Below are 20,509 nucleotides of genomic sequence, written 5' to 3'. Positions count from 1 at the left end.
GCAGCTCGCGCAGGAGCTCGACCATCTGCGCCTGGAACAGCATGTCGAGCGCCGAGGTCGGCTCGTCGAGCACGACGAAGGACGGCTCGAGCACGACGGCGCGGGCGACCGAGATGCGCTGGCGCTGGCCGCCGGAGAATTCGTGCGGATAGCGGAAGCGGGTCGCGGGATCCAGGCCGACATCGGTCAGCGCCTTGACGACCTTCGCCTCGCGCGCCTCGTCCGACAGCTTGGGCTGATGCACGGTCAGGCCTTCGGCGATGATGTCGCCGACCGACATGCGCGGGCTGAGCGCGCCGAACGGATCCTGGAAGACGATCTGCATGTCCCTGCGGAACGGGCGGACGTCCTTGAAGCTCAGGCCCTGGATCTCCTTGCCGAGGAACACGATCGGGCCGTCGGAGGAGATCAGCCGCAGCAGCGCCAGGCCGAGCGTGGTCTTGCCGGAGCCGGACTCGCCGACGACGCCGAGCGTCTCGCCCTTGCGCACGGCGACGCTGACGCCGTCGACGGCCTTGATGTGGCCGACGGTGGAGCGGAACAGGCCGCGCTTGATCGGAAACCAGACCTTCAGGTCCTTCGCCTGCATCACGACCGGCTGATCGGGCCGCGGCGGCGCCGGATCGGGCTTCGGCTCGGCGGCGAGCAGCGCCTTGGTATAGGGATGCGAGGGTGCCGTGAACACCTGCTCGACCGGGCCCTGCTCGACGATCTTGCCACCGTTCATGACGCAGACGCGGTCGGCGATGCGCCGGACGATTCCGAGGTCATGCGTGATGAAGAGGAGGCTCATGCCGAGCCGGGCGCGGATGTCGGCCAGCAGCGCCAGGATCTGCGCCTGCACGGTGACGTCGAGCGCGGTGGTCGGTTCGTCCGCGATCAGGAGGTCCGGCTCGTTGGCGAGCGCCATCGCGATCATCACGCGCTGGCGCTGCCCGCCGGAGAGCTGGTGCGGATAGCTGCCGAGCCGGGTCTCGGGCTCGGGAATGCCGACCTGCGTGAGCAGCTCGAGCACGCGCGCGCGCGCCGCGCTGCTCGAGATCGGCTTGTGGAGGTGCAGGATCTCGCTGATCTGCCGCTCGATCGTGTGCAGCGGGTTGAGCGAGGTCATCGGCTCCTGGAAGATGATCGAGATGTCGCTGCCGCGGATGCCGCGCATCTCGCCTTCGGACAGCGGCAGCAAATCACGGCCCTTGAAGCGGATGCTGCCCGAGGGGTGCGAGGCCACCGGATAGGGCAACAGCTTCAGCACCGACAGCGCGCTGACCGACTTGCCGGAGCCGGATTCGCCGACGAGGGCGACGCATTCGCCGCGCTTGATATCGAACGAGACGCGGTCGACGGCGGTCGACGCGCGGCCGCCCTGGTGGAACGCGACCGAGAGATCGCTGACCGACAACAGCGGCTGGGTCATCGCATCCATGTCATCATATCCCTGGCGCTCACCTGAACGTCTTGCGCGGATCGAAGGCGTCGCGCACGGCCTCGCCGATGAAGATCAGGAGCGACAGCATGACCGCGACCGAGAAGAAGCCGGTGAGGCCGAGCCACGGCGCCTGCACATTGGCCTTGGCCTGCGACAGCATCTCGCCGAGCGACGGCGAGCCGGGCGGCAGGCCGAAGCCGAGGAAATCGAGCGCGGTGAGCGTCATCACCGAGCTCGACACGATGAAGGGCAGGAAGGTCATGGTCGCGACCATCGCGTTCGGCAGCAGATGGCGCACCATGATCACGGCGTTGGAGACGCCGAGCGCACGCGCCGCCTGAATGTATTCGAAGTTGCGGCCGCGCAGGAATTCGGCACGGACGAGGCCGACCAGAGAGACCCAGGAGAACAGCAGCATGATGCCGAGCAAGGTGAAGAAGCCGGGCACCAGCACCGCCGAGAGGATCAGGAGCAGATAGAGATACGGAATCGCGTTCCAGATCTCGATGAAGCGCTGGAACAGGAGGTCGACCCAGCCGCCGAAATAACCCTGCACGCCGCCGGCGGCGATGCCGATGATCGAGGAGAAGAAGGTCAAGGACAGGCCGAACAGCACCGAGATGCGGAAGCCGTAGATCAGGCGCGCGACGACGTCGCGGCCCTGGTCGTCGGTGCCGAGCCAGTTGTATTCGAGATCGCGGCAGCTCTTCAGCCCCTTCTTCTCGACCACGGCCTTGCACTGCGCCTCGGTCAGCATCCAGGTCGGCGGCGACGGCGCCGGCGTCGGCAGGTCGAGATTGTGGGTGGCGTAGGAGTAGCGGATCAGCGGCCAGATCACCGTGCCGCCCTTGTCGGCGATCAGCTTCTGCAAATAGGGATCGCGATAGTCGGCCGCGGTCTCGAAGTCGCCGCCGAACGCGGTCTCCGGATAGGAGACGAAAGCGGGCCAATAGAGATGGCCGTCGAACTTGATCAGGAACGGACGGTCGTTGGCGATCAGTTCGGCGAACAGCGAGACGACGAACAGGAACAGGAAGATCCACAGCGACCAGTAGCCGCGGCGGTTGGCCTTGAAGTTCTGCCAGCGGCGCTGGTTGAGCGGCGACGGCTTGAAGCGGTGACGCGTCGGCGGCACGGCCTCGCCGAGCGGCGCTTGCGTGGTGGTCTCGACCGGGGCTACGGTTTTGAGCATCGTCAGACCTCCCGCGCCTCGAAATCGATCCGCGGATCGATCCACATATAGGTGAGGTCGGAGATCAGGTTCACCACGAGGCCGAGCAGCGAGAAGATGTAGAGATTGCCGAACACGACCGGATAGTCGCGGTTGAGGATGCTCTCGAACGACAACAGGCCGAGGCCGTCGAGCGAGAAGATGGTTTCGATCAGCAGCGAGCCGGAGAAGAAGGCGTGGATGAAGGTGCCCGGGAAGCCGGCGATCACGATCAGCATCGCGTTGCGGAACACGTGGCCATACAGCACCTGGTTCTCGCTGCAGCCCTTGGCGCGCGCGGTCATGACATATTGCTTGCGGATCTCGTCGAGGAACGAGTTCTTGGTGAGCAAGGTCATGGTCGCGAAGGCGCCGAGCGCCATCGACAGCAGCGGCAGGGTGATGTGCCAGAAATAGTCGAGGATCTTCCAGTACCAGGGGAAGTCGGCCCAGCCGTCCGAGGTCAGGCCGCGCAGCGGGAAGATGTTGAGGAACGAGCCGCCGGCGAACAGGATGATCAGGAGGATCGCGAACAGGAAGCCCGGAATGGCGTAGCCTATGATGATCACCGCCGAGGTCCAGACGTCGAAGCGCGAGCCGTCATGCACGGCCTTGCGAATGCCCAGCGGAATCGAGATCAGGTAGGTCAGCAAGGTCATCCACAGGCCGAGCGAGATCGACACCGGCAGCTTCTCCTTGATCAGCTGCAGCACGGACGTGTCGCGGAAGTAGCTCTTGCCGAAATCGAAGCGCGCGAAGTTCCAGACCATCAGCGCGAAGCGCTCCGGCGCCGGCTTGTCGAAGCCGAACTGCTCCTCGAGCTTCTTGATGAAGGCGGGATCGAGCCCCTGCGCGCCGCGATATTTGGAGTTGATCTCGCCACCGGAGCCGACCTGTCCCGGCGGCCGCGCGCCGAAATCCGAGCCGCTGCCGCCGGAGATGCGCGAGGTCCCGCCGGTGTCGGCCCCGGTCAATTGCGCGATGACGCGCTCGACCGGGCCGCCCGGCGCGAACTGCACCACGACGAAGGAGATGAACAGGATCCCGAGCAGGGTCGGGAGCATCAGAAAGATGCGGCGAGCGATATAGGCAGCCATGAACTACTTCGCCTGCTCCAGCTTGGCGGCCTTGGCCGCATCGTACCACCAGATGTCGGGGGCGCCGACGCCCGCGCCGTATTTGGGCGGCTTCGGCGGATGGCTGAACTGATCCCAATAGGCGATCGGATGGGTGGTGCGGTACCACTGCGAGATCCAGTAGTGACCGGCGCGGAACACCCGGTCGAGCGCCCGGCAGGCGAAGGTCAGATCGCTGCGGGTCTCGGCGGCGATCGCCTTCGCCACCAGCGCGTCGATCGCGGGATTGCTGATCCCGGCGAGATTGTAGGAGCCCTTGGTCTTGGCGGCCTCCGACGTGAAATACGGCCGCAAGGAGTCGCCGGGGGTCGGCGACATCGACAGCCGCTGCACGGTGATGTCGAAGTCGAAATCCTCGACGCGGGCGCGATACTGCACGGCGTCGACGATCCGCAGGTCGGCATCGATGCCGAGCGTCTGCAGGTTCTTGATCAGGGTGCCGTGGTGCGGCTTGAACGAGACCTCGTCGATCAGGAACTCGATCGTGAACGGCTCGCCGTTCTGCAGCAGCCGCTTGCCGTCCTTCACCGGCAGCCCAGCCTGCTGCAATAGCTGCGTCGCCTTGCGCAGCAGCGCGCGATCCTGGCCCGAGCCGTCGGAGGCCGGCGGCACGAACGGCTCGCCGAACACGTCGTCGGGCACCTGGCCGCGGAACGGCTCCAGCAGCTTCAATTCCTCCGGCGACGGCGGGCCGACCGCGACCATGTCGGAGTTCTGGAACGGCGACACGGTGCGCGCATAGGCGCCGTACATGATGGTCTTGTTGGTCCATTCGAAGTCGAAGGCGTAGGCCAGCGCCTGACGGACGCGCGGATCCCCGAACTTGTCGCGGCGGGTGTTGATGAACCAGCCCTGCCCGCCCGACGGCGTCTCGTCCGGCAGCATCTCGCGCTTGACGCGGCCGTCCTTGATCGCCGGGAAATCGTAGCGCGTGGCCCAGATGCGCGAGGTGAACTCCTCGCGGAACAGATAGCTCTTGGCGGTGAAGCCTTCGAAGGCGACGTCGCGGTCGCGATAGAACTCGTAGCGCACCGTGTCGAAATTGTAGAAGCCGCGGCTGACCGGCAGGTCGGCGGCCCACCAGTCCTTGACCCGCTCGAACTCGACGTAGCGGTTCACCTCGTATCTGCCGACCTTGTAGGGGCCCGAGCCGAGCGGCACGTCGAGCGTGGATTCGTCGAACGGACGGCTGGCGTAATAGGTCTTGGAGAAGATCGGCAAGGTGACGACATAGAGCGGCACGTCGCGTGCACGCTTCTCGACGAAGCTCACGACCACCGTCGCATCGTCGAGCGCCTCGGCCTTCACGAAGTCGCGCAGCTGCACGACGATCAGCGGATGGCCCTTCTCCTTCAGCGTGTTCAGCGACCAGGCGACGTCCTGCGCCGTGATCTTCGAGCCGTCGTGGAAGCGCGCCTCGGGCCGCAAGGTGAAGCGGTAGGCCAGCTTGTCCGGGGAGATCGCGACCGACTTCGCGACCAGCCCATACACCGCATCCGGCTCGTCGCCCGAGGGCACCATCAATGACGCGAACGTCATGCTCATGCCCTGCGCGCCCTCGCCCTTCAGGATGTAGGCATTGAAGGAGTTGAACGTCTGGTACGACTGATTGTAGGCGCGCACCGAGGGGATCAGCGAGAACAGCCCGCCCTTCGGCGCGTCAGCATTGACGTAGTCGAACTGGCGGAAATCGGCCGGATATTTGAGATCGCCGAATGCCGACATCCCGTGCGAGTCGGCGCCGAACTCGGCGGCGATCGCGGGCTTCAGCAGCGGGGCGGTCAGTGCGCCCAGGCCCAGCCCGAGCATGCCGCGGCGGGAGAGGTTCGAGAACGTGCTCAAGAGCGCTTCACCTTGGCGGCCTTGTCGGCATCGTACCACCACAGCGACGGCCAGCCGGAGCTGGCGAATTTCGGGAACGGCGCGAAGTGGCTGAAACGATCCCAGCGCGCGCTGCGCGCGAACGGATAGGTGAACTGCGGCACGACATAGAAATTCCACAGCAGCACCCGGTCGAGCGCATGGGTGGCCGCTTCCAGGCTGGCGCGGTCCTTGGCGAAGATGATCTTCTCGATCAGCGCATCGATCGCCGGGTTCTTGATGCCGACGGTGTTCTTCGAGCCCGGCTCGTCGGCCGCCTTGGAGCCCCAGAAGTCGCGCTGCTCGTTGCCGGGAGACAGCGACTGGCCCCAGACATCGGTGATCATGTCGTAGTCGAAGGTGCGCACCCGCTGCTCGTACTGGACATTGTCGACCTGGCGCACCGTCACGGTGACGCCGAGCCGCTCCAGCGACGGCTTGTAGAACAGCACGATGCGCTCGGACGAGGGATCTTGCACCAGCATCTCGATCGCCACCTGCTTGCCGGCCGGATCGACCAGCTTGCGGTCCTTGATCTCGTAGCCGGCGTCCTTCAGCAGCTTGGTTGCTTCGCGCAGATTGCCGCGCACGTTCTCGGGATTGCCGCCGACGGGATTCTGGTAGACCGTGGTGAACACCTCCGGCGGAACCTTGTCGCGCAGGGCCTCGAGCAGCTCGAGCTCCTGACCTTGCGGCAGCCCGGAGCAGGCGAGATCGGTGCCTTCGAAATAGCTGTTGATCCGCTTGTACTGGCCGAAGAACAGCTGCTTGTTCATCTCCTCGAAGTCGAACGCATAGTTGAAGGCGCGGCGCAGCCGGGCGTCCTGGAATTGCGGGCGGCGCAGGTTGAAGATGAAGCCCTGCATGCGGCCGGAATCGCGGACCGGAAACTCCTCCTTGAGCGCGCGCTTGTCGGCGATCGCCGGGAAGTCATAGGCCGTGGCCCATTGCTTGGCCGAATTCTCGCTGATCCAGTCCGCCTGGTCGGCCTTGAAGGCTTCGAGCGCGACGAGGTTGTCGCGGAAATACTCGAACTGCAGCTCGTCGAAATTGTACTGGCCGACACGAACCGGCAGGTTGGCTCCCCAATAATCCTTCACGCGCTCCAGCTTGATCGAGCGGCCCGGCACGAACTCCTTGATGCGGTAAGGGCTCGACCCCAGCGGCGGCTCGAGCGTGGTCGCGGTGACGTCGCGCTTGCGACCCTGCGCGTCGGTGCCTTCCCAATAATGCTTGGGCAGCACGAGCAGCTCGCCGACGATGTGCGGCAGTTCGCGGTTGCCCGGACCGTCGAAGGTGAACTTCACCTCGAGATCGCCGGTCTTCTCGGTCTTGACCACATGGCGGTAGTAGGACGAGTAGAACGGGCTGTTCTTCTTGAGCACGTCGAGCGAGAAGATGACGTCCTCGGGCGTCACCGGCTTGCCGTCGTGCCAGCGCGCTTCCTTGCGCAGGCGATAGATCACCCAGGAATAGTCGTCCGGATAGGACGCCGCCTCGGCCAGCAGGCCGTACTCGGTCGAGATCTCGTCCTGCGACCGCGTCATCAGGGTCTCGTAGATCTGCATCGCAGCGACCGCGATGTTGCCCTTCACATACATCACGACGATGTTGAAGTTGTCGAAGGTCCCGAGCGAGATCATGCGCGCCGTGCCGCCCTTCGGCGCGTCGGGATTGACGTAGTCGAACCGCTTGAAGTCGGCCGGGTACTTCACCTCGCCGAACAGCGACAGGCCGTGACGCCAGACCATTTGTTCGCCGGCCTGCGCCCGCGCGGCGTCGAGAGGGGCGAGGCTTGCAGCGGCGCCGAGCGCCGGGGTCATCGCAGCGAAGGCGCTGCTCTGCAGGAGCTGTCGTCGGGTAATCGTCAAATGAGACTTCCTCTGAATAAGACCGCTCGGGAGCAGGTGGCCGGCCTTGGCCGCTCCCTGCGCCAACGTCTGATCGTAACCCAATTCACACGGGGCAGGTTGCGCCGGCCGAAGCAAGACCATCTTGGCCTGCGAACCCGTTCCATTCAGGGGACCAATATAAGGCAAGGTTTCGACCAATAACCTTGCTTTTTCCTCATGATACCGGGTTGTGAACGGACCGGATGCGACCAAAGGTCCCAAATGCGGCGAAATTCGCCTGGGATAGCAAAACGGCCGGGCTTGGGGCCCGGCCGTGCGAGATCAACGGTGAATTTGGTTCACTTGGCCGCGGTGGGCAGCGGGGCCGGATTGTCCGACAGCGAGTTCAGATAGGCCAGGACGTCGGCGCGCTCGGAGTCCTTCTGGATGCCGGCGAAGCCCATCGCGGTACCCGGGATGTAGCCCTTGGGGTTGGTGATGAACTTGTTGAGCTCATCGATGGTCCAGGTGCCGCCCTTGGCCTTGATCGCGGCCGAGAAGTTGAAATTGCGGCCCTCGCCGATCTTGTCGCCGACGATGCCCCAGAGGTTCGGGCCGACGGCATTCTTGCCGCCCTTGTCGAAGGTGTGGCAGGCGGCGCACTTCTTGGCGGCGGCGGCGCCCTTCTCGACGGAAGCGGTCTGCAACAGCTTCTCGATCGGCTCGGCGGACGCCGGCGCAGCGGCTTCCTTGCCTGCGCCCTCGGCCTCCTTCACGGCGATCTCGAAACCCGGCTTCTCCGGCATCTTCGGCGCGAAGATCGCGTTGGCGGAGAAGCTCGTGACCAGCACGACCAGACAGGCGGCCAGCACGGCGCCGAGGATTTTGTTCAGTTCGAAGGAGTCCATTTTGGAATCAGGCTCCGAGGGCGGATTGCATTGTGCTCTGGACGCGGGGCCGCGACCGTGAATCGCCTCAAGGATTGGTCCAAGGACCCTCTTCGTCCAAGGATGTGTGAGGCATCGAGCGGAATCGAGCCGTCGCGCCTCCCCCTGCGGCAGAAGTGAGATATCGGTTTGCCCGTGGTCTGGCAACCCGTATAAGCGGGCGGTTTTTACTGTCCCCACCCCGTCCGGACGCGCTGTTGCGACCGGCTCCGACCTGCCGTTTCCCGGATGACCCGATCCAAGATCCTCGTGCTGATCCCGGCCCGCATGGCCTCGACCCGCCTGCCCGGCAAGCCGCTGCTCGACATCGCGGGCGTGCCGATGATCGTGCAGGTGCTCCGGCGCGCGCAGGAAGCGGCGATCGGCCGCGTCGCGGTGGCGACCGACACCAAGGAGATCGCCGATGCGGTGACGGCGGCGGGAGGCGAGGCGGTCATGACCCGCGCCGATCATCCGTCGGGATCGGATCGCGTTCACGAGGCGCTGTGCCAGCTCGACCCGCAGCGCGACGCGGAGATCGTGGTCAACCTACAGGGCGACTTCCCGACCATCCATCCGCAGAACATTCGCGACGTGCTGCTGCCGCTGTCCGATCCGGCCGTGGATATCGCTACGCTTGCCGCGCAGATCCACACCGAGGAGGAGGACACCGCGCCGAGCGTCGTGAAGGCGGTCGGCTCTCCGATCGGCCCGCGGCGACTGCGGGCGCTGTATTTCACCCGCGCGACGGCGCCGCATGGCGACGGACCACGCTACCATCACATCGGCCTGTACGCCTATCGCCGCCCTGCCCTGGAACGTTTCGTCAGCCTGCCACCCTCCCCGCTCGAGCTTCAGGAGAAGCTGGAGCAACTGCGCGCCCTGGAGGCCGGCATGCGGATCGACATCGGCATCGTCGACACCGTGCCGCGCGGGGTCGATACCGCGCCCGACCTCGAAACCGCGCGCCGGCTGCTGTCCAAAGCTTGAGCTGCTAAAAGGCCCCTCATGAGCAAGATCTTGAAAATCGCATTCCAGGGCGAGCCGGGAGCCAATTCCCACATCGCCATTTCCGAGGCCTATCCGACCGCCGAGGCCATGCCCTGCCCGACCTTCGAGGACGCGCTCAGCGCGATCTCCTCGGGCGAGGCCGATCTCGGCATGATCCCGATCGAGAACTCGGTGGCGGGGCGTGTCGCCGACATCCACCATCTGCTGCCGGGCTCGGGCCTGTACATCATCGGCGAGTGGTTCCTGCCGATCCGCCACCAGTTGATGGCGCTGAAGGGCACCAGGCTCGCCGACATCAAGACCGTCGAGAGCCACGTCCAGGCGCTCGGCCAGTGCCGCCGCTACATCCGCCAGCTCGGCATCCGGCCGATCGTGGCCGGCGACACCGCGGGCAGCGCGCGCGACGTGTCAGAGCGCGGCGACAAGAGCGTCGCGGCCATCGCCTCGCGCCTGGCCGCTGATATCTACGGCCTCGACATTCTCGCCGAGGACATCGAGGACGAGGCGCACAACACCACCCGCTTCGTCGTGCTCGCCCGCGAGGCGCAATGGGCCGAGCAGAACTCCGGCCCGCTGGTGACGAGCTTCGTGTTCCGCGTCCGCAACCTCCCCGCCGCGCTGTACAAGGCGCTCGGCGGCTTCGCGACCAATGGCGTCAACATGACCAAGCTCGAAAGCTACATGGTCGACGGCAATTTCTTCGCCACGCAGTTCTACGCCGATGTCGACGGCCATCCCGAGGACAAGGGGCTGGCGTTCGCGCTGGAGGAGCTGAAGTTCTTCTCGCGCGAGCTGCGCATCGTCGGCGTCTACCCGGCGCATCCGTTCCGGGCGACGTTCAGCGAAACACGAGATTAGCTTTCTCGGGTCGCCCCGGCGAACGCCGGGGCCCATAACCACCGGGCGGAGCCGTCGCGGCACGGCCTCTCCTCCCGTCTTCCCTCAGCAGCATCACGCGGCATGGGTCGCGGGTCGTCCCAATCAGAGCTTCGCGCTGCTTGGGCTTGCCCGGGACGACAGCGGGGTTTCTCGCGGCCACCTATCCCTCGACATAGGCGGCGAGCTCGGCCGACGTTCCGGTCGGGAAGGCCTGCTTGAGATGATCGAGGAACGCGGAGACGCGCGGGCTCAGCAGCCGACGCGTTGGATACAACGTCCACAGCGCCACCGGCGGCGCGTCGAGATCGGCCCACCGCACGAGACGGCCGGCCGCGAGGTCGCGGCTGGCGAGCGAGAGCGGCAGGCAGGCGGCGCCGACGCCGGCGCGGACGGCGTCGCGCAGCATGATCACCGATGACAGCCGCAGGATCGGATTGATCGCGATCCGCGAGGGCCCCGTGGACACCCTCACGTTCCAGGCTGTGATCTGCTCGGTGGTGCGGACGATCGCAGGGACCGGCACGTGAGCCGCTGGCCGGGCCAAGGCCGGGCTCGCGACCACCACCATGCGGTCGCGCAGGAAGACGCGACCGACGAGGCTGTCGTCGGGAGCGGGATTGACCCGGATCACCAGATCATAGCCCTCCTCGACCATGTCGACGGAGCGGTCATCCGTGGTCACGTCGAGCAGCACCTCGGGGTAGCGGAGAGCGAAGGTCGCGGCGAGCTTGCCCATCGCCGTCTGCGAGAACAGCAGCGGCACGCTGATGCGCAGGCGCCCGCGCGGCGTCTGGCCACCCGACGCAATCGCGCCGACGGTCTCGTCGAGCTCGGTCAGCAGCGCGCCGGTGCGCTCGAACAGCGCCCGCCCCTCCTCGGTCAGTTTCAGCGTGCGTCCGCCGCGCTCGATCAGCCTGATGTCGAGGCTCGCCTCGAGCTCGGCGACCCGGCGCGACAGCGTCGCCTTCGGACGGCCGCTGGCGCGCGCCGCCCGGCCGAAGCCGCCGTACCGGGCGACGAGGGTGAAATCGGCGAGCGCCAGCAGATCCATCTGTTCCACCAGTGAGACGAGCTGTCCAATCCTAACGCCTATTGGCTCACAGGTGGATCGTTATGTTCCGGCTCTGATCATTCACAGCACGCGGAGCGCCGACAGGGGCGTCCGCCGCGAGAACAGGGAGACAACCATGACGACCTCCATCGATGACAATGGCAGGACCAGGCGCAACATCCTGGTGCTCGGCGCGACCGGCGGCACCGGCCGGCTGATCGTGCAGGACGCGCTGGCCCGTGGCCATCGCGTCACCGCGCTGGTGCGCTCGCCCGACAAGGCCGGCGATCTGCAGGGCGCGCAACTGATCGTCGGCGATGCGCGCAACGACGCCGCGCTGCGCAAGGCGCTTGGGGGCCAGGACGCCGTGATCAGTTCGCTCGGCACGGCGCTCAGTCCATTTCGGAAAGTGACGACGCTGTCGACGTCGACGCGCGCGCTCGTCAACGCCATGAAGGCAGAAGGGGTCGCGCGCCTGGTCGCCATCACCGGAATCGGCGCCGGCGACAGCCGGGGACATGGCGGCTTCGTCTACGACCGGCTGATCCTGCCGCTGCTCTTGCGCAACGTCTACGCCGACAAGAATCGCCAGGAGGCGATCATCCGCGACAGCGGCCTCGACTGGGTAATCGTCCGCCCCGCGATGCTCAACGACAAGCCGGGCGGACGAGCGGTTCGCGCGCTGACGGATCTCTCGGGCTTCCACGGCGGCACGATCGCACGCGCCGACGTCGCAAGCTTCGTGGTGGATCAGGTGAGCGACGACAGCTTCCTGCGCCGCGCGCCGCTGATCACGTGGTGAGCCCGATGCTCCCAGTCATTCCGGGGCAACCGTCCATGCGGCCACGCATGGGCGGTTGAACCCGGAATCTCGAGATGATGGAAAAGAACTCCACGACAAGCTCGGGATTCCGGGTTCAAGGCCTGCGGCCTTGCCCCGGAATGACGCCAAGGGGATGGAAAGGCTCGCCCGTTTCATCCGTTCAGGTGCGAAGGGCAGCAGAGCAACGCCCCGCCGTCATTCCGGAGCAATCGTCCATGCGGCTACGCATGGGCGATTGAACCCGGAATCTCGAGATGGGTTGGCACGGCGCGAGACAAGGGATTCCGGGTTCAAGGCCTGCGGCCTTGCCCCGGAATGACGTCGAGGGGATGGAGAGATGGCGACTACGCCGCCGCCTGCCGTTCCAGGCCGAAGGCGTCCGCGAGCAGGGTGTAGGAGCGCTTGCGGGCCTCGTGATCGAAGATCGCGGTGATCACCATCAGCTCGTCGGCCTGGCTTGCCGCGATCATCTGATCGAGCTTGGCCCGCACCGTCGCCGGCGAGCCGACGAACAGCCGCGAGCGGTTGCGGGCGATCGAGGCGCGCTCGGAATCTGTATACGGATAGGCCGCCGCCTCGTCCGGGCTCGGCAGCGGCAGGAACTGGCCGCGATCGCGCCGCAGGCGGTTGAGATCCATCGACGACGCCAGCCGCTCGGCCTCGGCATCGGTCTCCGCCGTGACCACGGCCACCGCGAGAATCGCATGCGGCTGGGAGCGCCAGCGCGACGGCGTGAAATGGGCGCGATAATTGGTCATCGCGTCGATCGCGTCGTGGTTGGCGAAATGATGCGCGAAGCCGAAGCCCATGCCGAGCTGCGCAGAGAGCTCGCTGGAATAGTCGCTGGAGCCGAGCAGAAAGATCGGCGGCAGCGGCGCATCGTCGGGCATCGCGATGACGTTGTTGTAGGGATGGCCGGCGGGGAACTCGCGCGTCTCCCACAGTGTCAGCTCGTGCAGCCGCTCCAGGAAATCGTCGCCCTCGCGGCGGTCGAGCCGGCTCCTCAGCGCATAGGCCGTGGTGCCGTCGGTGCCGGGCGCGCGGCCCAGGCCGAGGTCGATGCGGCCGGGGAACAGCGCCTCGAGCATCTTGAAGCGCTCGGCCACGACCAGCGGCGCATGGTTGGGCAGCATCACGCCGCCCGAGCCGACGCGGAGGTGCTTGGTGACGGCCGCGATCTGCCCGATCATGATGTCGGGCGACGGGCTCGCCACCGAGACCAGGCTGTGATGCTCGGCGAGCCAGTAGCGGACATAGCCGAGCTGATCGACATGGCGCGCCAGGTCGATGCTGTTGCGCAGTGCCACTGACGCCGGCGTGGCTGTCGTGGTGACGGAGAGGTCGAGGACGGAAAGCGGGATCATGGCTTCAACCTAATGACTGCGCGGCGGCCGGCAATGGGCGACGAGCGTCGGTGACCTGCCGGAAACGCAGGGGATTGCGAGACGGTGATGGGACACGCAATCTGTATACAAGATATATCAGGCTATTTCCCACCTCAGATTTTGACGATGATTGCATCTATCTCCCGCCGTTTCGTTGATTTAACTGAATTTATTTTGCCCACCAAGATCGCCAACCCACGCACTTCAACCGGCAATATTTATTAGATAGTGGGCCAAATCCCATTTGCGGTGGGCTGTCACTTGCGAGCCACTTCCCTTATCTTGGCGCATCCAGGGGGCGATCCCCTCTTGAGTTGAAATTTACGCGCCATCGGGAACCTGCGCCGCCATGACCGACCTCGCCACCGCCATCGCCGACGGACATTCCGCGATCATCCGGCCGAAGATCTCGTTCGAGTTCTTCCCGCCGAAGACCGAGGAGATGGACCGGACGCTGTGGACCTCGATCGAGCGCCTGGCGCCGCTGGAGCCGAGCTTCGTCTCGGTGACCTATGGCGCCGGCGGCTCCACGCGGGAGCGCACCCACGCCACCATCGCGCGCATCCTGAAAGAGACCGCGCTCTTGCCGGCGGCGCATCTGACCTGCGTCGGCGCCTCGCGCGGCGAAATCGACGAGGTCGTCGACCGCTATCACGAGGTCGGCGTCCGCCACATCGTCGCGCTGCGCGGCGATCCGCCCGGCGGCATCGGCACGCTCTATCAGGCCCACGCCCAGGGCTATCAGAGCTCGCCCGAGCTGGTCGCCGGCATCAAGAAGCGCCACCCGGACATCGAGGTCACGGTCTCGGCCTATCCGGAGAAGCATCCGGAAAGCCGCGACTTCGACGCCGACATCGACATGCTCCAGGCCAAGGTCGACGCTGGCGCCACCCGCGCCATCACCCAGGTGTTCTTCGACAACGACGTCTACTTCCGCTACCTCGACCGCGTCCGCGCCCGCGGCATCACCATTCCGATCGTGCCAGGCATCATGCCGATGCACAATTTCAAGCAGGCGCGCGGCTTCGTGACCCGCAACGGCACCTCGGTGCCGGACTGGCTGGCCGAGAAGTTCGAGGGCCTCGACGACGATCCCGAGACCCGCAAGCTGGTCGCGGCGACGGTTGCCGCCGGCCAGGTGCACAAGCTCGCCAAGCATGGCGTCGACACCTTCCATTTCTACACCATGAACCGCGCCGACCTCGTGTTCGCGATCAGCCATCTGCTTGGCATCCGCCCGAAGTCCGCCAACAAGGTCGCCGCCTGATGTCCGCCCCTGTGTCCACCGCGCGGTCCGCCTTCCTCGCCGCCGCAAGTCAGCGCATCCTGATCCTCGACGGCGCCATGGGCACGATGATCCAGGCGCTGCAGTTCGACGAGGCGGCGTTTCGCGGCGAGCGCTTCAAGGATTTTCATCGCGACCTGCGCGGCAACAACGACCTGCTGATCCTCACGCAGCCCGATGCGATCGAGGACATCCATGCGCAGTACCTGCGCGCCGGCGCCGACATCGTCGCCACCAACACCTTCTCGGCGACGTCGATCGCGCAGGCCGATTACGACCTCTCCGACATCATCTACGAGCTGAACCGCGAGGGCGCGCGGCTGGCGCGCAATGCGGCCACGCGTGTCGCGGCCGAGGACGGCAGACCGCGTTTCGTCGCCGGTGCGATGGGCCCGACCAACCGCACCGCCTCGATCTCGCCCGACGTCTCCAACCCCGGCTATCGCGCCGTCACCTTCGACGATCTGCGCCTCGCCTATGGCGAGCAGGCGCGCGGGCTGCTCGACGGCGGCGCCGACATCCTGCTGGTCGAGACCATCTTCGACACGCTCAACGCCAAGGCCGCGCTGTATGCGATCGCCGAGCTGTGCGAGGAACGCGGCATCGACGTGCCGGTGATGATCTCCGGCACCATCACCGACAAGTCCGGCCGCCTGCTCTCGGGCCAGATGCCGGAGGCGTTCTGGAACTCGGTGCGGCACGCCAAGCCGCTGACGATCGGCTTCAACTGCGCGCTCGGCGCCGAGGACCTGCGCGCCCATGTCGCCGACATCGGCCGCGTCGCGGATACGCTGGTCTGCGCCTATCCGAATGCAGGCCTGCCCAACGAGTTCGGCCAGTATGACGAGACGCCGGCCTACATGGCGCGGCTGATCGGCGAGTTCGCTGCATCCGGCCTCGTCAACATCGTCGGCGGCTGCTGCGGCACCACGCCGGATCATATCGCGGCGATCGCCGCCGCCGTCGCTCCGCACAAGCCGCGCGCGGTGCCGGAGATCGCGCCGCGGCTGCGGCTGTCGGGCCTGGAGCCGTTCGAGCTGACGCCCGCGATCCCCTTCGTCAATGTCGGCGAGCGCACCAACGTCACGGGATCTGCCAAATTCCGCAAGCTGATCACTGCGGGCGACTACACCGCGGCCCTGCAGGTCGCGCGCGATCAGGTCGAGAACGGCGCCCAGGTCATCGACGTCAACATGGACGAGGGCCTCTTGGACTCGGAAGCCGCGATGCGGACCTTCCTCAACCTCGTCGCCGCCGAGCCGGACATCGCCCGCGTGCCCGTCATGGTCGACTCCTCGAAATTCCACGTCATCGAGGCCGGCCTGAAATGCGTCCAGGGCAAGCCGGTGGTGAACTCGATCTCGCTCAAGGAAGGCGAGGAGAAGTTCATCCATGAGGCCAGGATCGCGCGACGCCACGGCGCCGCGGTCGTCGTCATGGCGTTCGACGAGACCGGCCAGGCAGATACCTACAAGCGCAAGACCGAGATCTGCGCCCGCGCCTACAAGATCCTGGTCGAGACGGTCGGCTTCCCGCCCGAGGACATCATCTTCGATCCCAACATCTTCGCGATCGCGACGGGCATCGAGGAGCACGACAATTACGGCGTCGACTTCATCGAAGCCACGCGCTGGATCCGCCAGAACCTGCCGCACGCGCATGTCTCGGGCGGCGTCTCCAATCTCTCCTTCTCGTTCCGCGGCAATGAGCCGGTGCGCGAAGCGATGCACTCTGTGTTCCTGTATCACGCCATCAAGGCGGGCATGGACATGGGCATCGTCAATGCCGGGCAGATGATCGTCTATGACGACATCGATCCGGAGTTGCGCCAGGTCTGCGAGGACGTGGTGCTCAACCGCGACCCCGGCGCGTCCGAGCGGCTGCTGGCGCTCGCCGAGAAATTCCGCGGCCAGGGCAAGCAGACCAAGGAGGCCGATCTCGCCTGGCGCGAATGGCCGGTGGAGAAGCGGCTCAGCCACGCGCTGGTGCACGGGATCACCGAGTTCATCGATGTCGACACCGAGGAGGCGCGCGCCAAGTCGACGCGGCCGCTCGACGTCATCGAAGGCCCGCTGATGGCCGGCATGAACGTCGTCGGCGACCTGTTCGGCGACGGCAAGATGTTCCTGCCGCAGGTCGTGAAGTCGGCGCGCGTGATGAAGCAGGCGGTCGCCTATCTGATGCCGTTCATGGAGGCCGAGAAGGCCGCCAACAAGGGCCGCGCCAACGAGCGCTCCAACGCCGGCAAGATCGTGCTCGCCACCGTCAAGGGCGACGTCCACGACATCGGCAAGAACATCGTCGGCATCGTGCTCCAGTGCAACAATTTCGAGGTCATCGACCTCGGCGTCATGGTGCCCGCCGCCAAGATCATCGACACCGCAAAGGCTGAGAATGCCGACATCATCGGCCTCTCCGGCCTGATCACGCCGTCGCTCGACGAGATGGCCTATCTCGCGTCCGAAATGGAGCGCCAGGGCCTCAACGTGCCGCTGCTGATCGGCGGCGCCACCACCAGCCGCGTCCACACTGCGGTGAAGATCGACCCGAACTACCAGGGCGGCCCGGTGGTTCACGTCAACGACGCCAGCCGCGCCGTCGGCGTCGCCTCGTCGCTGCTGTCGCCGGAGCGCAAGGACGCCTACGCGGCGGACATTCGCGGCGAGTATCAGAAGATCGCGGCCGCGCATCTGCGCGGCCAGGCCGACAAGAAGCGGCTGTCGCTGGCTGATGCGCGGGCCAACGCGCCCACGATCGACTTCGCGAAGGCCAAGCCGGTGAAGCCGACCTTCCTGGGCACGAAGACCTTCGTCGATTACGACCTCGCCGAGCTCGTGCCCTATATCGACTGGACGCCGTTCTTCCAGACCTGGGAGCTCGCCGGCCGCTTCCCGGCCATCCTCGACGACGCCAAGGTCGGCGAGGCTGCGCGGGCGCTGTATGACGACGCGCTGAAAATGCTGAAGCAGATCGTCGACGAGAAGTGGTTCACGGCCCGCGCCGCGATCGGCTTCTGGCCGGCCAATGCTGACGGCGACGACATCGTGCTCTATGCCGATGACAGCCGCACCAGGAAGATTGCGACGCTGCACACGCTGCGACAGCAGCTCGAGAAGCGCGAGGGCCGCTTCAACACGGCGCTGGCCGACTTCGTCGCGCCGGTCGGATCCGGCGTGCCGGACTATGTCGGCGGCTTCGTCGTCACCACGGGGCTCGGCGAGGACGCGGTCGCCGACCGCTTCAAGAACGCCAATGACGACTACTCCTCGATCCTGGTCAAGGCGCTGGCCGACCGCCTCGCCGAAGCGTTTGCCGAGCGCCTGCACGCCCGCGTGCGCCGCGAGTTCTGGGCCTATGCGCCGGACGAGACGCTCTCGGCCGATGATCTGATCCTGGAGAAGTACCAGGGCATCCGCCCCGCCCCCGGTTATCCGGCGCAGCCCGATCACACCGAGAAGGCCACGCTGTTCGAACTGCTCGATGCGGAGAAGAACGCCGGCGTGCGGCTGACCGAGAGCTTTGCGATGTGGCCGGGCTCGTCGGTCTCGGGGCTCTACTTCGCCTCGCCGGAAAGCTTCTATTTCGGCGTCGGCAAGATCGAGCGCGACCAGGTCGAGGACTACGCCGCACGCAAGGGCATGACTGTCGCCGAGGTCGAGCGCTGGCTGGCGCCGATCCTGAACTACATCCCGGCGAGAGGTGGACAGCAGGCCGATGCCGTCGCACGCGCCACGGCTTCCCCCGCCCCAGCCAACGACGCCGCCCCCGCCGAGCTCGCCAGCCACCCTGTCGGCTGCACCTGCGCGGTGCATCTGGCGTGGCGCAAGAAGGCCGTCGGCGCGAAGTAGCCCGCCCTGCCTCAACACAACAGCTGTCGTCCCCGCGAACGCGGGGACCCATACCGCGTGATCCATCCGTAGTCCACGGTGGCTGAGACCGAGTGAAAAACTTCTCCCTGTGGTTATGGGTCCCTGCGTTCGCAGGGACGACACCGGTTTTGACGCACCTTGATTGGCTAACTCGCCACCGGGCAGACGTCCTCCCCGTGTCCCCCGCGCCACGGCCGCGCCGAATGACAAAGCGCCACAGCTGACGGGACCCGATCCGGCGTGGACATCACCCCCATAACCGGCTGAAATGGACCCCGGGGGCGACGGGTGGTTTTGGTTCATGTCGTTGCAGTTCAGGCTGGCGTCGCGAAACCTGTTTCATGACAGGCTGCGCTTCGTCGCGACCGTCATCGGCATCATCTTCTCGATCGTGCTGGTGACCGTGCAGATGGGCCTTTATGTCGGCTTCCGCCGCATGGTGACGACTATGATCGACCATGCCCCGGCGCAATTGTGGATCATGCCGGTCGGCACCAAATGCTTCGAGGATCCGTCGCTGCTCGACGAGCGGCAGCGGTTCCGGGCATTGGCGGTTCCCGGCGTCGCCGAGGCGACGCCGCTGGTGATCGGCTATGCGCAATGGCGGCTGCCGCAGGGCACCACGACGCCGGTGTTCGTGGTCGGCTCGGAGCTGCGCGGGCTCGGCCTGCATCCGTGGAACGTGGTGGAGGGCCGGCTCGAGGATCTCTCGGTGCCCGGCGCGGTCGCGGTCGACCAGACCTATTTCGAGCGGCTCGGCATCTCGGGTGTGGAGCAGACGGCCGAGCTGCGCGATCGCAAGGTGCAGGTGATGGCGGTGAGCAAGGGCATCCGCTCGTTTACGACGACCCCGTACGTATTCACCGATGTCGAGCGCGCGCGCAGCTACACGGGAACGACGCCGAGCAAGGCGTCCTATCTGCTGGTGCGGCTGGCGCCCGATGCCGATGTCTGGACGGTGCAGCAGGCGTTGCGCGACAGCCTGGGGAATGTCGAGGTGCTGACGGCCGCCGAGTTCCGCAACCGCAGCCGCTCGTTCTGGCTGTTCGGCACCGGCGCGGGCGCGGCGCTGTTCGCCGGCGCGCTGCTCGGCATCATCGTCGGTACGGTGATCGTGGCGCAGACGCTGTATTCCAGCACCAAGGATCATCTCAACGAATTCGCCACGCTGCGCGCCATCGGCTCGTCGAGCCGCTACATCTACACCGTCATCATCTGGCAGGCGCTGCTGAGCGCCATCGTCGGCTTCGCCGGCGCCGCCGTCATCGGCAAGATCGTGGCGGCCGCGACGGCGGAATCGGCGCTGCCCGTGATCATGACGCCGGCGCTCACGGCGGCGCTGTTCATGCTGACGGTGACGATGTGCATCGGCTCGGCGATCGCGGCGATCGTGAAGGTCATGCGCATCGATCCGGCCATGGTGTTCTCGCGATGAGCGACGTCGTGCTCGAGGCCACGGATCTTGTGCATCACCTCGGCCAGGGCGCCGGGCGGGTGCAGGCGCTGAAGGGCGTGAGCCTGTCCCTGCGCGGCGGCGAGCTGGTGCTGCTGATGGGCCCCTCGGGCAGCGGCAAGACCACACTGCTGTCGATCCTCGGCTGCCTGATGACGCCGGATGCCGGCACGGTGAAGGTCGGCGGCCAGGCTGTCGCTTCGCTCGATCCCGAGGCGCTGGCCAAGCTCCGGCGCGAGCGCATCGGCTTCATCTTCCAGTCCTATCATCTGTTTCCGACACTCAACGCCGAGGACAATGTGCGGCTCGCGCTCGACGTGCGCGGCGGGCGCGCGCGGGCGGCGAAGGCGGCCGCGCGCGAGG

General features: G+C 66.2%; 16 protein-coding genes. 8 read left to right on the top strand and 8 right to left on the bottom strand.

What is annotated here, in order from left to right; genetic code table 11:
- The 6 genes from BRAS3809_RS02815 to BRAS3809_RS02790 form a co-directional block, all read right to left on the bottom strand.
- On the bottom strand, nt 1–1,423 hold a 1,423-nt coding region (locus tag BRAS3809_RS02815), incomplete at its 3' end, for an ABC transporter ATP-binding protein (protein WP_035655121.1).
- A gap of 19 nt (nt 1,424–1,442) precedes the next feature.
- A complete protein-coding gene (locus BRAS3809_RS02810) occupies nt 1,443–2,618 on the bottom strand; it encodes an ABC transporter permease (RefSeq protein ID WP_035655119.1) in 1,176 nt (391 codons plus the stop codon).
- A gap of 2 nt (nt 2,619–2,620) precedes the next feature.
- Nucleotides 2,621–3,733: a microcin C ABC transporter permease YejB gene (locus tag BRAS3809_RS02805; RefSeq protein ID WP_008960586.1), complete on the bottom strand. Its 1,113-nt coding sequence runs from the start codon at nt 3,731–3,733 to the stop codon at nt 2,621–2,623.
- Between the two features lie 3 nt (nt 3,734–3,736).
- On the bottom strand, nt 3,737–5,581 hold the full coding sequence (locus BRAS3809_RS02800; RefSeq protein ID WP_008960585.1) for an extracellular solute-binding protein: 1,845 nt from the start codon (nt 5,579–5,581) through the stop codon (nt 3,737–3,739).
- Nucleotides 5,582–5,610: 29 nt separating this feature from the next.
- Nucleotides 5,611–7,455 (bottom strand): extracellular solute-binding protein, encoded by a 1,845-nt coding sequence (locus tag BRAS3809_RS02795; RefSeq protein WP_008960584.1) that lies wholly within the window; start codon nt 7,453–7,455, stop codon nt 5,611–5,613.
- 368 nt (nt 7,456–7,823) lie between these two features.
- Nucleotides 7,824–8,372: a c-type cytochrome gene (locus tag BRAS3809_RS02790; protein ID WP_008960583.1), complete on the bottom strand. Its 549-nt coding sequence runs from the start codon at nt 8,370–8,372 to the stop codon at nt 7,824–7,826.
- 267 nt (nt 8,373–8,639) lie between these two features.
- Between BRAS3809_RS02790 and BRAS3809_RS02785 the strand changes: the two genes are divergently transcribed.
- Both BRAS3809_RS02785 and BRAS3809_RS02780 read left to right on the top strand, forming a co-directional pair.
- Nucleotides 8,640–9,380, top strand: a complete 741-nt coding sequence (locus tag BRAS3809_RS02785) for a 3-deoxy-manno-octulosonate cytidylyltransferase (RefSeq protein WP_008960582.1) — start codon at nt 8,640–8,642, stop codon at nt 9,378–9,380.
- 18 nt (nt 9,381–9,398) lie between these two features.
- A complete protein-coding gene (locus BRAS3809_RS02780) occupies nt 9,399–10,259 on the top strand; it encodes a prephenate dehydratase (protein ID WP_008960581.1) in 861 nt (286 codons plus the stop codon).
- A 181-nt stretch (nt 10,260–10,440) separates the two neighbouring features.
- Here BRAS3809_RS02780 and BRAS3809_RS02775 read toward each other — a convergent pair whose 3' ends face one another.
- On the bottom strand, nt 10,441–11,331 hold the full coding sequence (locus tag BRAS3809_RS02775) for a LysR family transcriptional regulator (RefSeq protein WP_008960580.1): 891 nt from the start codon (nt 11,329–11,331) through the stop codon (nt 10,441–10,443).
- A 136-nt stretch (nt 11,332–11,467) separates the two neighbouring features.
- Between BRAS3809_RS02775 and BRAS3809_RS02770 the strand changes: the two genes are divergently transcribed.
- The gene (locus BRAS3809_RS02770) at nt 11,468–12,133 is read left to right on the top strand and encodes an NAD(P)-dependent oxidoreductase (RefSeq protein ID WP_008960579.1); all 666 of its coding nucleotides are present in this window, start codon (nt 11,468–11,470) and stop codon (nt 12,131–12,133) included.
- 365 nt (nt 12,134–12,498) lie between these two features.
- Here the strand turns inward: BRAS3809_RS02770 and BRAS3809_RS02765 are convergent, their stop codons facing one another.
- The gene (locus tag BRAS3809_RS02765) at nt 12,499–13,518 is read right to left on the bottom strand and encodes an LLM class flavin-dependent oxidoreductase (protein WP_008960578.1); all 1,020 of its coding nucleotides are present in this window, start codon (nt 13,516–13,518) and stop codon (nt 12,499–12,501) included.
- 87 nt (nt 13,519–13,605) lie between these two features.
- Between BRAS3809_RS02765 and BRAS3809_RS36465 the strand changes: the two genes are divergently transcribed.
- From BRAS3809_RS36465 to BRAS3809_RS02745, 5 genes are all read left to right on the top strand, one after another.
- On the top strand, nt 13,606–13,764 hold the full coding sequence (locus BRAS3809_RS36465) for a hypothetical protein (RefSeq protein ID WP_170323245.1): 159 nt from the start codon (nt 13,606–13,608) through the stop codon (nt 13,762–13,764).
- 124 nt (nt 13,765–13,888) lie between these two features.
- Nucleotides 13,889–14,806: a methylenetetrahydrofolate reductase [NAD(P)H] gene (gene metF / locus BRAS3809_RS02760; RefSeq protein ID WP_008960577.1), complete on the top strand. Its 918-nt coding sequence runs from the start codon at nt 13,889–13,891 to the stop codon at nt 14,804–14,806.
- Nucleotides 14,806–18,672 carry a methionine synthase gene (metH, locus tag BRAS3809_RS02755; protein ID WP_008960576.1) on the top strand — a complete coding sequence of 1,289 codons (3,867 nt, stop codon included), beginning with the start codon at nt 14,806–14,808 and terminating at the stop codon, nt 18,670–18,672. The genes metF and metH overlap by 1 nt, the downstream gene beginning before the upstream one ends.
- Nucleotides 18,673–18,994: 322 nt before the next feature.
- Nucleotides 18,995–20,128, top strand: a complete 1,134-nt coding sequence (locus tag BRAS3809_RS02750; RefSeq protein WP_008960575.1) for an ABC transporter permease — start codon at nt 18,995–18,997, stop codon at nt 20,126–20,128.
- Nucleotides 20,125–20,509 (top strand): ABC transporter ATP-binding protein (locus tag BRAS3809_RS02745; protein WP_035655118.1); only part of this gene is annotated, 385 nt, incomplete at its 3' end. The genes BRAS3809_RS02750 and BRAS3809_RS02745, both read left to right, overlap by 4 nt.

The sequence above is a fragment of the Bradyrhizobium sp. STM 3809 genome, assembly GCF_000239795.1.
Taxonomy (GTDB): domain Bacteria; phylum Pseudomonadota; class Alphaproteobacteria; order Rhizobiales; family Xanthobacteraceae; genus Bradyrhizobium.
This window is presented reverse-complemented; position numbering and strand designations above follow the sequence as displayed.

Bases quoted from the DNA above. Each gene is read 5' to 3' on its own strand.
- BRAS3809_RS02785 (WP_008960582.1), top strand. From the start codon at position 8,640: ATGACCCGATCCAAGATCCTCGTGCTGATCCCGGCCCGCATGGCCTCG.
- BRAS3809_RS02765 (WP_008960578.1), bottom strand. From the start codon at position 13,518: ATGATCCCGCTTTCCGTCCTCGACCTCTCCGTCACCACGACAGCCACG.
- BRAS3809_RS02795 (WP_008960584.1), bottom strand. From the start codon at position 7,455: ATGACCCCGGCGCTCGGCGCCGCTGCAAGCCTCGCCCCTCTCGACGCC.
- BRAS3809_RS02790 (WP_008960583.1), bottom strand. From the start codon at position 8,372: ATGGACTCCTTCGAACTGAACAAAATCCTCGGCGCCGTGCTGGCCGCC.
- BRAS3809_RS02780 (WP_008960581.1), top strand. From the start codon at position 9,399: ATGAGCAAGATCTTGAAAATCGCATTCCAGGGCGAGCCGGGAGCCAAT.
- BRAS3809_RS02770 (WP_008960579.1), top strand. From the start codon at position 11,468: ATGACGACCTCCATCGATGACAATGGCAGGACCAGGCGCAACATCCTG.
- BRAS3809_RS02810 (WP_035655119.1), bottom strand. From the start codon at position 2,618: ATGCTCAAAACCGTAGCCCCGGTCGAGACCACCACGCAAGCGCCGCTC.
- metH (WP_008960576.1), top strand. From the start codon at position 14,806: ATGTCCGCCCCTGTGTCCACCGCGCGGTCCGCCTTCCTCGCCGCCGCA.
- BRAS3809_RS02775 (WP_008960580.1), bottom strand. From the start codon at position 11,331: ATGGATCTGCTGGCGCTCGCCGATTTCACCCTCGTCGCCCGGTACGGC.
- BRAS3809_RS02750 (WP_008960575.1), top strand. From the start codon at position 18,995: ATGTCGTTGCAGTTCAGGCTGGCGTCGCGAAACCTGTTTCATGACAGG.
- BRAS3809_RS02805 (WP_008960586.1), bottom strand. From the start codon at position 3,733: ATGGCTGCCTATATCGCTCGCCGCATCTTTCTGATGCTCCCGACCCTG.
- BRAS3809_RS02800 (WP_008960585.1), bottom strand. From the start codon at position 5,581: ATGCTCGGGCTGGGCCTGGGCGCACTGACCGCCCCGCTGCTGAAGCCC.
- BRAS3809_RS36465 (WP_170323245.1), top strand. From the start codon at position 13,606: ATGGGACACGCAATCTGTATACAAGATATATCAGGCTATTTCCCACCT.
- metF (WP_008960577.1), top strand. From the start codon at position 13,889: ATGACCGACCTCGCCACCGCCATCGCCGACGGACATTCCGCGATCATC.